This is a genomic window from Streptomyces sp. NPDC030798 (assembly GCF_055572275.1).
In genome coordinates this window covers 1-15,628 of record NZ_JBVIDR010000006.1, presented here as the reverse complement: position 1 = coordinate 15,628, position 15,628 = coordinate 1, and the positions used below count along the sequence as shown (strand labels likewise).

Sequence of the window (15,628 nt, the reverse complement as noted above, 5' to 3'; positions counted from 1 at the left end):
TCAGGACTCCTTGTTCCCGCGCATTGCCCGGAACGCGGGCCGTGCCTTCTTGTTCGCCGATTCGAGCCGCTTTGCCACACCGGCGACCGTCGGTGCCTCGAAGAGGGCCTGGATGGGCAGTTCCACGTTGAGTGCTTTCCGGATCCGGCTGACCAGTCGCACCGCCAGCAGCGAGTGACCGCCCAGGGCGAAGAAGTCGTCGTCGAGCCCGACCGATGCAATCCCCAGCACCTGCGCGAACGCCTCGCAGAGCTGCTGTTCGCGAGGCGTGGTCGGGGGCCGGTGTGCGGCCGCAGGGCCCAGGTCGGGGGCGGGCAGGGCCTTGCGGTCCAGCTTGCCGTTGACGGTCAGCGGCAGCGCGTCCATGACCACGACCGCGGCCGGGACCATGTACTGCGGCAACCACTCGGCCGCGAACGCAGCCACCCCGGCAGTCAGTTCCTCGCCCGAACCCTCAACGGCCGGCACCACGTAGGCCACCAGACGCTTGTCACCCGGCACGTCCTCACGCACCACCACCGCCGCCTGGGCGACCTGCGGGTGCCCGACCACCACCGACTCGACCTCACCCGGCTCGATCCGGAAACCACGGATCTTCACCTGCTCGTCCGCACGACCCGCGAACACCAGCTCACCGTCGGCGTTCCACCGCGCCCGGTCACCCGTGCGGTAGAACCGCTCGCCCGGCGCACCGAACGGGTTCGCCACGAACCGCTCAGCCGTCAAACCGGGACGTCCCAGGTAGCCGCGGGCCAGTCCCGCACCAGCAACGTACAACTCGCCTGCCACACCGACCGGTACGGGCTGCAGAGACTCGTCCAGCACGTACACCCGGGTGTTGACCACCGGTGTGCCGATCGCCACCATCGACGACGCCGGATCGCACCGCCACAACGTGGCATCCACCGTCGTCTCCGTCGGGCCGTAGGAGTTGAACATCCTGCGGCCCTCGGCCCAGCGCGCCATCACGTCCGGCGGACACGCCTCACCCGCCGTGACCACCACCACGCCACGATCCACCGAACCCGCGTCCAGCGTCGCCAACACCGCCGGCGGCAACGTCACATGCGTCACTCCCTGCTCCGCCAGGAACACCGGCAACGCCTCGCCCAGCCTCCGGTCCTGCGGAATGACCACCAGCGCGGCACCCGTCAGCAGGGCCATGAACCACTCCCACCCGAAGGTGTCGAAGCCTGCCGAGGCGAACTGCCCCACCCGCGAACCAGCACCGACTGCCAACCACCGCACATGACCCGCCACCTGGTGCGCCACGCCCGCATGCGACACCAGCACACCCTTGGGACGCCCGGTCGACCCCGACGTGTAGATCACATACGCCGGATGCGCCGCAAGCAACGGCACCCGGCGCTCTGCATCCGTCACGCCCTCACCCGACAACCCGGCCAGCTCCGCAACCGTCACGGCATCGTCCAGGACCACCACCGGCACCGACCCCGCCAGTCCCCCGGCCGTAGCCCGGCTCGCAACAGCCAGCACCGAAGCGGCGTCCCGCACCATGTACGCGATCCGCTCCGCCGGATACTCCGGATCCACCGGCATGTACGCGCCGCCCGCCTTCGCCACCGCGAGCAACGAGACCATCAGGTCCACACCGCGCTCCAGGCAGACGGCCACTACCGACTCCGGCCCCACCCCCACACCGATCAGATGACGCGCCAGCCGGTTCGCCCGCGCATCCAGCTCCGCGTACGACACCTCGACGCCGTCCGCCACCACCGCCACCGCAGCCGGAGCCAGCCTCACCCGCTCCTCGAACAACCCCGGCAGCGTCGACGACGCCACCTCGACCGCCGTGTCGTTCCACTCCTCGACGACCTGACGGCGCTGGGCCTCACCCAGCACCCTCACCGCCGACAACCGCGACTGCGGAGCCTCCTCCAAAGCGGCAGTCAGGTTCGTGACGGCGGCCTGCAACAGCGCGCAGATCCGCTCCGCATCGACCGGTGCCACCGCTTTGGCGGTCAGGAAGAAGCCACTGCCCATGTCGTCGACGGCCACGCTCACGGGGTAGTTGGTGGGGTCGCTCGCGGCCAGCACTCCGACGCCCTCAAGGCCGGGGCCACTGCCCTGTGCAGCGGCCTCGCTGTGCCGGTAGTTGAAGATCGAGGTGAACAGCGGGCTACCGCCCGTGACCCCGCTCGCCTGCTGCGCCAGCGACAGCGGCGCGTGTTCGTGCACCAGCAGCTCGGCCAACTGGCCCCGCATGCCGTCCAGCGCCTCACCCGCACTCTGCGAGTCCACCCGCACGCGCACCGGCAGGGTGTTCATGAACAGACCCGGCACCCGGTCCGAACCGGCGCCCGCGTTCATCCGGCCGAACAGCACGGTACCGAAGACCACATCGTCACGGCCCGACAGCGATGCCAGCACCCGCGCCCACGCCAGGTGGAACACCGTCGCCGCACTCACGTCCTGCCGTCGCGCCACCTCACGGACCCGGCCGGCCACCTCGGCATCGAGGGGAACCTGGCAGTGCATCGCGGCGGTGCCGTCACCATGCACATCCAGCAGCCCGAACGGCGCCGTCGTCTCGGTGACGTCCCCGAGCAGCTCGGCGAAGTACCGCTCGTGCTCCTCCCGCGGGACGCCCAGGCGGGCCTGCGCCACGAAGTCGCGGAACGGCAACGGCTCCGGCAATGTGTCGGCACGGCCGGACATGAACGCCCGAAGCTCCTCGAGCAGCACGTCCCGTGAGGTGTGGTCCCCCACCAGGTGGTGCATGCGCAGCAGTGCCAGCCAGCGGTCACCGCCGGGCTCCGCCGCGATGTGGACCGTCATCAGGGGCGCCCGGGTCAGATCCATCCACGACCCGCCGATCGCCAGCAACTGCTCCACCGGGTCGGGGCCCTGCGGGTCCAGCACGATCTCCTGGACCGGCAGCCCCACCCGACGCAACACCACCTGCACCGGCTCGGCCAGGCCCTCCCACACGAACGCCGTGCGGTAGACGTCGTGCCGGTCGATCACCTCCCGCAGCGCGTCCAGGAACGCGTCCACCCGCTCCCGCGAGTCGAATCCCAACACCGACGGCCGCATGTAGACATCCGCCTGATCGCCCTGATCCGCCATCATGTGATGGAAGAGCAGGCCCTCCTGGAGCGGGGCCAGCGGGTAGACATCCGCCACATTGGCCGCACCACCCTCGACCGTGGCCACGACCAACTCGATCTCCGCCTCGGTGAGCTCCACCAGCGGCAGCATCTCCGGCGTGATCTCGACGGCACCCTCAGGTATCAGGTTCGGCGGAACCACCGCCTGGACCGGCCCGGCAGCGCCGGCCAGCTCGGCCGGCGTGGGGTTGCGCAGCAGGGTGCGGATGGAGATCGACACACCCCGGACCCGCAGGTACTCCACCAGCGACACCGCAAGCAGGGAGTGGCCCCCCAGGGCGAAGAAGTTGTCCTCGACGCCGACGCTCTCCAGACCCAGGGCGTGTGCGAACGCGGCGCACAGGACTTCCTCCTGCACCGTTGCCGGACCACGGCTCACTGGGACGTCCTCATCCGCGGTGCCGGAGTCGTCCGGTGCGGGCAGGGCCGCGAGATCCAGCGCCCCGTCCGACGTCAGCGGCAGTGTGTCCATGACCACGACCGCGGAGGGCACCAGCTGCTCCGCCAGGCGGTCGCCGGCGAACTGCCGCACCGCGTCCGCCAACGCTGCGTGATCAGCGCCGGAGTCGGCGGGTACGACATAGGCGACCAGGCTCCCGCCGCCTCCCGGCCGGGATGCCTGGCCGTCGTCCGCATCGTGCTCGCGCTCGATGACCGCCAGCTGAGCCAAGCCGGGCTGCGTGGCCAGCACGGTCTGCACCTGACGCGCGGTTCGCCCGCGCGTCAGGATCCGCTCCCGCTCGTCCTCACCCAGCACGGCCACCGACGCAAGCCGGGTCCGCGGGTCGGCCGTGACCGTCTCAAGGACGCGAACCAGCCAGACCGCGATCCGCTCGGCCGTGTCCGCGTCGAACAAGTCGGCTGCCGCAACCATGACACCACGCAGACCCGCCGGAGCGCCCTGGGCGTCGAAGGTCTCCCCGAGCGACATGCTCAGGTCGAACTTCGCCACCCCCGTTCCGGCGGCCTGCCGTCCGACCCGCAGCCCCGGCAGCTCCAGCAGCTCCAGCTCGGACCGGCCATTGCCGGAGGCCGTGGCGGTGTTCTGCAAGGTGAGCATGACCTGGAACAGCGATTGACGGGCCAGCGACCGGGTCGGCGCCAACTCCTCCACCAACCGCTCGAACGGCACGTCCTGGTTCTCGTACGCGCGCAGGCCCGTCTCCCGGACCCGCTCGACCACCTCACCGAAGGTCGGGTCACCGGACAGGTCGGTACGGATCACCAACGTGTTGACGAAGAACCCGACCAGCTCGTTGAGCGCCTCATCGGTGCGCCCGGCGATCGCCGCACCGATCGGGATGTCCGTGCCCGCACCGATCCGGTTCAGGGTGACCGCCAACGCCGCCTGCAGCACCATGTACAAGGTCGCCCCCTGCTCCCGGGCCACCGACAGCAGGGCCTCGTGCAGCCCTGCGGGGATCTCCAGCCCCACTGTGTGACCGCGGTAGGTGGGTGCCGCGGGCCGCGCCAGGTCAGTGGGCAGGGCGAGTTCCTCCGGGACCCCGGCCAACGCCTCACGCCAGTACGCCACCTGCCCGGACAGCACACTGCCCGGATCGTCCTCGCCCCCGAGCAACTCCCGCTGCCACAACGCATAATCCGCGTACTGCACCGGCAGCGGCTGCCACTTCGGCACCCGACCCGCGACCCGTGCCGCATACGCCACCGACAGGTCCCGCGCCAACGGCGCCGTCGACCAGCCGTCCCCGGCGATGTGGTGCACCACCACCACCAGCACGTGCTCGGCCTCGCCGAGCGCGAGCAGCGTCGCCCGAAGCGGGATCTCCGACGTCAGGTCGAACGCATACCCGACCGCCTCCGTCACCGCCGCATCCAGCTCCTGCGTCGCCACCTCGACCACCGACAGCTCGAAGCCGCACTCCTCCAGCGACAGCACCCGCTGGAAGGGCTCACCGTCCGCCACCGGCAGGACCGTGCGCAGCACCTCGTGCCGCCCGATCACGTCCCGCAGCGCCTCAGCCATGGCCTCACGGTTCAACTCCCCGGTCAGCCGCAGCGCCATCGGGATGTTGTACGTCGCGCTCGGCCCCTCCAACTGCCCCAGGAACCACAGCCGACGCTGTGCGAACGACAGCGGCACCCGCTCCGGACGCACCACCGGCACCAACGCCGCACGGCCCGCGCCGGCCTCGCCCATCCACGCCGCGACCGCGGCCGGCGTCGGACGGTCGTACAGCATTCGCAGGGGCAACTCCACGCCCAGCACCGCGCGCACCCGGATTATCAGCTTCATCGCCAGCAGCGAATGACCACCCAGCAGGAAGAAGTCATCGTCCACACCGACCGCGGGCAGCCGCAACACCTGCGCGAACGCCTGGCACAGCAACTCCTCCTGCAGCGTCACCGGACCCCGGCCCCCACCCACCAGCTCCGTATAGTCCGGGGCGGGCAGGGCCTTGCGGTCCACCTTGCCGTTCGCCGTCAGCGGCAACTCCTCCAACACCACCACAGCCGACGGAACCATGTACTCCGGCAGGCTCCGGGCGAGGTGGGCCCGCAGGTCCGCCGCATCCACCTGCACCCCGGCCCGGGGCACGACGTAGCCGGCAAGCCGGTGGTCCTCCGCACCGCTCCCGTTGACCGTCACCGCCGCCTGCGCCACCAGCTCGTGACGCTCCAGCGCAGCCTCGATCTCACCCAGTTCGATCCGGAAGCCACGCACCTTGACCTGCGTGTCGACCCTGCCCAGGCACTCCAGCGTCCCGTCCTCGCGCCAGCGGGCCAGGTCGCCGGTGCGGTACATCCGCTCACCCGTCGGCCCGAACGGCGCGGCAGTGAACCGCTCAGCACTCAGCCCAGGACGGCCCAGGTACCCCCGAGCCAACTGCGCACCCGCCAGATACAACTCGCCCGCCACACCTGCCGGGACCGGCTGCAGGAACCCATCCAGCACGTAGGCACGCATGTTGGCGAACGGACGCCCGATGGTCACCGGACCCTCGCCGACCTCTGCCGAGGTCGCCCAGACCGTGGCCTCCGTCGGACCGTACAGGTTCACCGCCCACAGGCCCAGCTCCCGCAGCCGGCCCGCCAACTCCTCGGGCAGCGCCTCACCGCCCACCAGCACCCGCACCCCGCGCGCCCAGTCAGCCTCACCGGACAGCAGAGCCCGCCACAGCGACGGAACGGCCTGAACAGCAGTCACCCCGCCCGCGACGACCAACTTCCGCAACGCCGCCGCATCACGTACGGTCTCCCGCTCGGCAAGCACCACAGCCGCCCCGCACACCAACGGCAGGAACAACTCCAGCGCCGCGATGTCAAAGGACACCGTCGTCACAGCCAGCAGACGGTCGCCAACCCCCAACGGAACCCGCTGCCCGGCCGCCCGCAAATGGTTCACCAGCGCCTGGTGAGTGACCACGACCCCCTTGGGACGCCCGGTCGAACCTGACGTGTGAATCACATACACCGGATGGGCCGGCAGCAGCGGCGCAACCAGATCGGCATCCGTCAGCTGCACCTCCTCGAAGCCCGAGCCCTCGGCGCGCAGTTCGGCGGAGTCCAGCACCAGCACCGGCCCGTCAACCGAGTCCGGCAGCACCCGTGCGCACTGCTCCGTCGTCAGGACACACACCGGCGCGGCATCCTCCAGCACATAGGCGATCCGGTCCACCGGATACTCCGGATCCACCGGCAGATACGCACCACCGGCCTTCACCACCGCCAGCAGCGACACCACCAGGTCCACGCCGCGCTCCATCACCACCGCGACCACCGACTCGGGCCCCACACCCCGGCCGATCAGCAACCGCGCCAGCCGGTTCGCCTGCGCGTCCAACTCCGCGTACGACACCTCGACGCCCTCGGACACCAGCGCCACCGCATCCGGCGTCCGCGCCACCTGCCCGGCGAACAACCCCGGCAACGTCGACGACGCCACCTCGACGGCCGTGTCGTTCCACTCCTCGACGACCTGACGGCGCTCGGCCTCACCCAGCACCCCCACCGCCGCGAACCGCGACTGCGGAGCCTCCTCCAAGACGGCCGTCAGGTTCGTGACGGCGGCCTGCAACAGCGCGCAGATCCGCTCCGCATCGGCCGGTGCCACCGCTTCGACGATCAGGCTGAAGCCACTCCCGAGGTCGTCGACGGACACGCTCACGGGGTAGTTGGTGTGGTCGCTCACGGTCAGCACCCCGACGCCCTCAAGGCGGGGACCGGTCCCCGCCGCCGGTGCCTGGCCGTGGCGGTAGTTGAGGATCGAGGTGAACAGCGGGCTGCTGCCCGTCATCCCGCTCGCCTGCTGCGCCAGCGAAAGCGGCGCGTGCTCGTGCACCAGCAGCTCGGCCAACTGGCCCCGCATGCCGTCCAGCGCCTCACCCGCACTCTGCGAGTCCACCCGCACGCGCACCGGCAGGGTGTTCATGAACAGACCCGGCACCCGGTCCGAACCGGCGCCCGCGTTCATCCGGCCGAACAGCACCGTACCGAACACGACATCCTCACGACCGCTCACCGCAGCCAGCACCCGCGCCCACGCCAGGTGGAACACCGTCGCCGCACTCACGCCCTGCCGCCGCGCCACCTCACGCACCCGGCCGGCCACCTCGGCATCGAGGGGAACCTGGCAGCGCACCACGGCGGTGCCGTCACCATGCAGATCCAGCACACCGAAGGGCGCCGTCGTCTCGGTGACGTCGCCGAGCAGCTCGGCGAAGTACCGCTCGTGCTCCTCGCGTGGCATACCGAGGCGGGCCTGCGCCACGAAGTCGCGGAACGGCAACGGCTCCGGCAACGTGTCGGCACGGCCGGACATGAACGCCCGCACCTCCCCGAACAGCACATCCAGCGAGGTGTGGTCCTGCACCATGTGGTGGGTTCGCAGCAGTGCCAGCCAGCGGTCACCGCCGGGCTCCGCCGCGATGTGGACCGTCATCAGGGGCGCCCGGGTCAGATCCATCCACGACCCGGCAATAGCCCTCAACTGCTCCACCGGGTCGGGGCCCTGCGGGTCCAGCACAACCTCCTGGACCGGCAGCTCCACCCGGCGCGACACCACCTGCACCGGCTCGGCCAGGCCCTCCCACACGAACGCCGTGCGACAGATGTCATGCCGGTCGATCACCCGCTGCAGTGCCGCCAGGAACTCGTCCACGCGCTCCCGCGAGTCGAATCCCAACACCGACGGCAGTACGTAGACATCCGTCCCGGCGTCCCGGTTCGCCATCAGGTGGTGGAAGAGCATGCCCTCCTGGAGCGGGGCCAGCGGGTAGACATCCGCCACATTGGCCGCACCGCCCTCGACCTCCGCCACGATCCGCTCGATCTCCGCCTCGGTCAGCTCCACCAGCGGCAGCATCTCCGGCGTGATCTCGACGGCTCCCTCAGGTATCAGGTTCGGCGGAACCACCACCTGGACCGACCCGGCAGCGCCGGCCAGCCCGGCCGGCGTCGGCGTCTGGAACAGGGCCTTCACCGAGACGGATACACCCCGCGCACGGAGGTTGGCCACCAGCGAAACCACAAGGAGCGAGTGACCGCCCAGGGCGAAGAAGTCGTCATCGACACCGACTCGATCGAGTCCCAGGACCTCGGCGAACGCCTGGCACAGAAGCTCCTCCTGCACCGTCGCCGGCGCCCGACCTGCTCCCGCCGCATACTCCGGTGCGGGCAAGGCCTTGCGGTCCAGCTTGCCGTTCACGGTCAGTGGCAGCGCGTCCAGCAACACGACCGCCGACGGCACCATGTAGGCCGGCAACCGCTCAGCGACGAATTCACGGACGGATGACACGAGTTCGGCACTGTCGCCGTCCGCCACGACGTACGCGACCAGGCGCTTGTCGCGTGGCACGTCCTCACGCACCACCACCACGGCCTGCTCCAGGCCCGGGTGAGCAGCCAGGACGGCCTGCACCTCACCCGGCTCGATCCGGAAACCGCGGATCTTCACCTGCTCGTCCGCACGACCCGCATACACCAGCTCGCCGTCGGCGTTCCACCGCGCCAGGTCTCCGGTGCGGTACAGCCGGCCACCCGCCGGCCCGTACGGATCGGCGACGAACCGCTCGGCCGTCAGCTCCGGGCGCGTCACGTACCCACGCGCCAGCCCCGCACCCGCCACGTACAGCTCACCAGCCACACCCACCGGCACCGGGCGCAGCGCGGCGTCCAGCACGTAGGCGCGCATGTTGTCGAGCGGGCGCCCGATCGGCAGCGCGCCCTCCCCGTCCACCGCGGTGTGCGCGGTGGCGAACGTGGTGGCCTCGGTCGGCCCGTAGACATTCATCACGACGGTGCCCGGGCAGGCGGAACGGACTCGGTCCACCAGGACCCGGGAGACCACGTCACCGCCGGTCCACACCTCGCGCAGGCCCGCGAAGCAGGCCGGGTCCTGTTCGGCGAACAGGTTGAACAGACCGATGGTCAGGAAGAGCCAGGTCACCCCGTGCTCGGCCACCACCTCGGCCAGCGAGGCGGCCGTCAGGGCACCGGCCGGCGCCACGACCACCCGGTTGCCGGTCAGCAGCGGGACCCACAGCTCCATGGTCGACGCGTCGAAGGAGTGCGGCGAGTGCAGCAGCACCCGCTCCAATTCCGCGCCCGCGAACCGCCGGTCCCACGCCAGCGCCGCCACGTCCGCATGCGTCACCGCCACGCCCTTGGGACGACCGGTCGAGCCGGAGGTGTACATCACATACGCCAACTGGCGCGCGGAGCACAAAACGTCGACCGGCTCGGCAGTCGTCGCGTCGACCATCAGCATGGTCAGACCCAACTCCTCGGCCTGCTTCCGCAGTCCAGCATCGGTGAGCACCACCTTCGCGCCCGTCTCGGACACGATCGCCTGCCGATGCGCCAACGGGTAACGGCTGTCCAGCGGCACATAGCACCCACCCGCCTTCACCACACCCAGCAGCGCCACCACCAGATCCGCCGAGCGCTCCATCAGCACCGCGACACCCGACTCCGCACGCACGCCGTGCTCAACCAGCCGCCGCGCCACAGCATTCGCCCGCGCATCCAGCTGCGCATACGTCAGCTCGAGGCCGTCGGTCACCACTGCCACCGCATCCGGCGTCCGCGCAACCTGCGCCGCGAACAACCCCGGCAACGTCAACGACGGCGCCTCGACCTCGACCGCCGTGTCGTTCCAGTCCTGCAGGAGCAGGCGACGCTCATCCGCCCCCAGCAGATCCACCGCCGACAGTCGTGTCTGCGGCTCGGCGACAACCGTCTCGACGACCCGCAGCAGCCAACCCGCGAAACGCTCCGCCGTCCCCGCATCGAACAGATCCGCAGCCGCGATCAACCTCCCCCGGACGCCCGCCGGCTTGCCCTGCGCGTCAAAGACCTCCCCCACGCTCACTTCCAGGTCGAACTTCGCCGCCCCCAGACCCGCTGACGACGCCAGAGCCGAAGGCAGCGAGCCCGCCCCGGACAGATCCAACGCCGCCGAAGCCGTGTTCTGCACCGTGAGCATGACCTGGAAGAGCGGGTGACGCGCCATCGACCGGACCGGCGACAGCTCCTCCACGAGCTTCTCGAACGGCACATCCTGATGCTCGAACGCGCGCAGGCTGCTCTCACGCACCCGCTCCAGCACCTCGTCGAAGGTCGGGTCACCGGACACGTCCGTGCGCATCACCAACGTGTTCACGAAGAACCCGACCAGGTCCTCCAAAGCCTTGTCGGTGCGTCCGGCGATCGCCGCCCCGATCGGGATGTCGTTCCCCGCACCCAACCGGTTCAGAGTGACCGCCAGCGCGGCCTGCACCACCATGAACAGGGTCACCCCCCGCTCCCTGGTCAGCTTCACCAGACGCTCATGCACGCCGGCCGGCAGCTCGACTGCCACCGCATGGCCCTGATGGCTGGCCACGGCGGGACGTGGCCGATCGGTCGGCAGCTCCAGTTCGGCCGGCGCCCCGGCCAGCGTCTCGCGCCAGTACGCCAGCTGCCGGGAGAGCACGCTGTCCGGGTTCTGCTCGTCGCCGAGCAACTCCCGCTGCCACAGCACGTAGTCCGCGTACTGCACCGGCAACGGCTCCCACTCCGGTGCCCGACCCTCGGCCCGCGCCGCATACGCCACCGACAGGTCCCGCGCCAACGGCGCCGTCGACCAGCCGTCCCCGGCGATGTGGTGAACCACCACCACCAACGCATGGTCGTCCGGGCTCACCGTGAACAGCGTTGCTCGCAACGGGATTTCGGTGGACAGATCGAACGCGTAGGCGACCGCCCCGCTCACGGCGCTGGACAGAGACTCCTGGGACACCGCCTCGACCGCAAGCTCGAACCCGCTGTCCTCGACCTTGAGGACCCTCTGGTACGGCTCCCCGTTCTCGGCCAGGAAGACTGTGCGCAGCACCTCGTGCCGCTCCACCACGTCCCGCAACGCCTCGGCGAGGGCCTCCCGATCGACATCCCCGGTCAGCCGCAGCGCCATCGGAATGTTGTAGGTCGCACTCGGACCCTCCAACTGACTCAGGAACCACAGCCGACGCTGCGCAAACGACAACGGAATCATCAGTAGTCCTCCTGCTTACGCATCGGCCGCAGAGTGGGCCTAGCTATGCTCTGGGTCTCGATCTGACTGGCGGGCCGGCCGGTGAGGGCCGCCCGGTCCACATCTCCGGTCAGCTGCAGCGCCCTTGGAATGTCGTAGGTCGCACTCGGACCCTTCGACCGACTCAGGAACCACAGCCGACGCTGCGCAAACGACAACTGAGTCATCAGGCGTCCTGCTGCTTACGCATCGGCCGCAGAGTGGGCCTGGCCATGCTCCGGGTCTCGATCTGAGTGGCGAGCCAGCCGGCGAGCGCCTCCGGCGTCCGTGCCTCGAACACCGCCCGGATCGGCAGTTCGGCCCGCAGCGACTCCCGTACCTCACTGACCAGTCGGGTCGCCAGCAGGGAGTGGCCGCCCAAGGCGAAGAAGTCGTCCTCCACGCCAACCCGGTCGAGTCCCAGGACCTGCGCGAACGCCTGGCACAGCAGCTCCTCCTGCACTGTGGCCGGTGCCCGACCCGCGCCGGCGGCGTACTCGGGGGCGGGCAGGGCCTTGCGGTCCAGCTTGCCGTTCACCGTCAGCGGCAGCTCCTCCAGCACCACCACCGCCGACGGAACCATGTAGGACGGCAACCGCCCAGCTATGAACTCGCCGACAGCTGTGTGCAGTTCGGTGCTGTCGGCGTCACCGACGACGTACGCGACCAGGCGCTTGTCACCCGGCACGTCCTCACGTGCGATCACCGCGGCCTGCGCCACCTGCGGGTGCGCGGCCACCACCGACTCCACCTCGGCCGGCTCCACCCGGAACCCGCGGATCTTCACCTGCTCATCCGCACGACCAGCGAACACCAACCGCCCATCCGCCGACCACTTCACACGGTCACCCGTGCGATACAACCGGCCACCCGCCACACCGAACGGGTCCGCGACGAACCGCTCACCCGTCAGGCCCGGGCGGTTCAGATAGCCGCGCGCCAACCCCGCACCCGCGACATACAGTTCTCCCGCCACACCCACGGGCACCGGAGCCAAGTACTCGTCCAGCACATACACCCGGGTGCCGTCCAACGGCCCACCGATCGGCAGCACCCCACCCAGCGCCTCAGGCGAGCCCACCTCGTGCTGGGTGGCGCACAGCGTCACCTCCGTCGGCCCGTACAGGTGCCGCACCACCACACCCGCGTTGGCCTCCAGCACGCGGCGCACCGCCCCCACCGGCACCACATCGCCACCGGTCAACACCTCGCGCACGCCCGCGAAACACTGCGGATCCTGCTCCGCGACGACCCGGAACAGACCCGCCGTCACATGCACGTGCGACACCGCGCCGTCGACCAGCAACGACCGCAGAACCGCCGCATCCATCGGGCCAGTCGGCGCCACCACCACTGTCGCACCCGACAGCAAAGCCACCCACACCTCATACGAGGAGGCATCGAAGGCATGCGGGGCCTGGAACAACACCCGGTCCCCCGACCCCACACCCCAATGCGAAGCCGACGCCAACTCCACCAGGTCGCGCTGCGTGGTCACCACGCCCTTGGGCACACCCGTCGAACCCGAGGTGTACATCACGTACACCGGGCACTCCGGACCCACCCCGGCGCCGGTCACCTGCGCCGGCCCGGCCGGCACCTGCTCACCGTCGACCACCAGCACCGGCGCTTCCACCGACTCCGGCACCCGCGAGGCAGCATCCCGCGTGGTCAGCACACACACCGGCGCCGCGTCCTGGAACACGAACGCGACCCGCTCCGACGGAGACTCCGCATCCACCGGCAGATACGCACCACCCGCCTTCACCACCGCCAGCAACGCCACCAACAGCTCGACCGAGCGGTCCATCACCACCCCGACCAGCGACTCCGCGCCAACCCCGTGATCCCGCAGCGCCCCCGCCAACGCAGCAGCCCGCACATCCAACTCCGCGTACGACAGCTCCACGTCCCCGCACACCACCGCCACCGCATCCGGCGTCCGCGCCACCTGCGCCGCAAACACCTCCGCCACCGACAGCACAGGAGCAGCAACACCCGTGTCGTTCCAGCCGGTCAGCAGCCGCTCCCGCTCCGCCTCACCGAGGACACCGACCTCTCCCAGCCGCGTCTCCGGCGCAGCCTCCAGGGCCGCGACCAGATTGCCCAGGCAGGTGTGCAGCAGCGACCCCACCTCCTGCGGGTCGATCGAAGCCACCGCGTCGAAGGTCAGGCCGAACGTCGTCTGATCGTCGTCGACGGCGATGCTCAGGGGGTAGTTGGTCAGGTCCCGCGTGGAGAGCACGCCGACGCCCTCGAAGCCGGAGTCGAAGCTCCGCGCGGCGGCCTGATGGTGCCGGTAGTTGAAGATCGAGGTGAACAGCGGGCTGCCGCCCGTCATCCCGCTCGCCTGCTGCGCCAGCGACAGCGGAGCGTGCTCGTGCACCAGCAGTCCAGCCAACTGGTGCCGCATTCCGGACAGGGCCTTGCTCACGCTCTGCCCGTCCAACCGCACGCGCACCGGCAGCGTGTTGAGGAACAGACCCGGCACCCGATCGGCACCCGCCCCGGAGTTCATCCGGCCGAACAGCACCGTGCCGAACACCACGTCGTCACGGCCGCTGACCACACCCAGCACCCGCGCCCACGCCAGGTGGAAGACGGTGGCCGCACTGACGCCCTCGCGCCGCGCCACCTCACGAATCCGGCGGGACAGTTCATCGTCCACCACGAGACGTGCCTGGTGGGTGGTACTGCCGTCGCCGTATGCCTCCAGTACACCGAACGGCGCCGTCGTCTCGGTGACGTCCCCGAGCACCTCAGTGAAGTACCGCTCGTGCTCCTCGCGCGGCGTACCCAGGCGGGCCTGGGCGACGAAGTCGCGGAACGGCAGCGGCTCCTGCAACGTGTCGCCTCGACCGGACATGAGCGCCCGAAGCTCCCCGAACAGCACGTCCACCGAGGTGTGGTCCTGCACCAGGTGGTGGGTTCGCAGCAGTGCCAGCCAGCGGTCACCGCCGGGCTCCGCCGCGATGTGGACCGTCATCAGGGGCGCCCGGGTCAGATCCATCCACGACCCGCCGATGGCTACCAACTGCTCCACCGGGTCGGGGCCCTGCGGGTCCAGCACGATCTCCTGGACCGGCAGCTCCACCCGGCGCGACACCACCTGCACCGGCTCGGCCAGGCCCTCCCACACGAACGCCGTGCGGTAGACGTCGTGCCGGTCGATCACCTCCCGCAGCGCGTCCAGGAACGCATCCACCCGCTCCCGCGAGTCGAATCCCAACACCGACGGCCGCATGTAGACATCCGCCTGATCGCCCTGATCCGCCATCATGTGGTGGAAGAGCAGGCCCTCCTGGAGCGGGGCCAGCGGGTAGACATCCGCCACATTGGCCGCACCGCCCTCGACCGTGGCCACGACCAACTCGATCTCCGCCTCGGTGAGCTCCACCAGCGGCAGCATCTCCGGCGTGATCTCCCGCGCGTCGACGGGAATGGCGTTCGCCGGCACCACGACACCCTCGGAGACCTGTGCGGCTGCCAGCCCGGCCACCGTCGGGGTCTCGAAAAGCGCCCGCACCGCCACGGACACACCCCGCACTCGCAGACGTTCCACCAGGGCCACCGCCAGCAGCGAATGGCCACCCAGCGTGAAGAAGTCGTCATCGACCCCGACCGTCGGCAAGCCGAGGACCTCGGCGAACGCCTCGCAGAGGATCTCCTCCCGCACACTGGCCGGCGCACGGCCCCCACCCGTCGTGTGCTGCGGAACGGGCAGCGCCTTACGGTCCAGCTTGCCGTTGACCGTCAGTGGCAGCTCGTCCAGCAGCACGACCGCCGACGGAACCATGTAGGACGGCAACCGCTCAGCCGCGAACTCCCGCAACACAGAAGCGAGTTCATCCAACGGCTTGTCCGGGTCGACCGGGACGGCGTACGCCACCAGGCGGATGTCACCGGGGACGTCCTCGCGAGCGACGACGGCGACCTGGGCCACGGCAGAATGGGCGGCCAACACGGCCTGCACCTCACCCGGCTC

The 15,628-nt window shown here is 70.2% G+C and carries 2 protein-coding genes; both read right to left on the bottom strand.

Annotation, left to right across the window (positions count from 1 at the left end; genetic code table 11):
* A complete protein-coding gene (locus ACZ404_RS15305; RefSeq protein WP_468439870.1) occupies positions 1 to 11,625 on the bottom strand; it encodes an amino acid adenylation domain-containing protein in 11,625 nt (3,874 codons plus the stop codon).
* A 205-nt stretch (positions 11,626 to 11,830) separates the two neighbouring features.
* Positions 11,831 to 15,628, bottom strand: a 3,798-nt coding sequence (locus ACZ404_RS15300; protein ID WP_468439868.1) for a non-ribosomal peptide synthetase, incomplete at its 5' end; no start/stop codon positions are given.

Excerpts from the sequence above, each read along its gene's own strand:
- ACZ404_RS15305 (WP_468439870.1), bottom strand. The coding sequence starts at position 11,625 with ATGATTCCGTTGTCGTTTGCGCAGCGTCGGCTGTGGTTCCTGAGTCAG.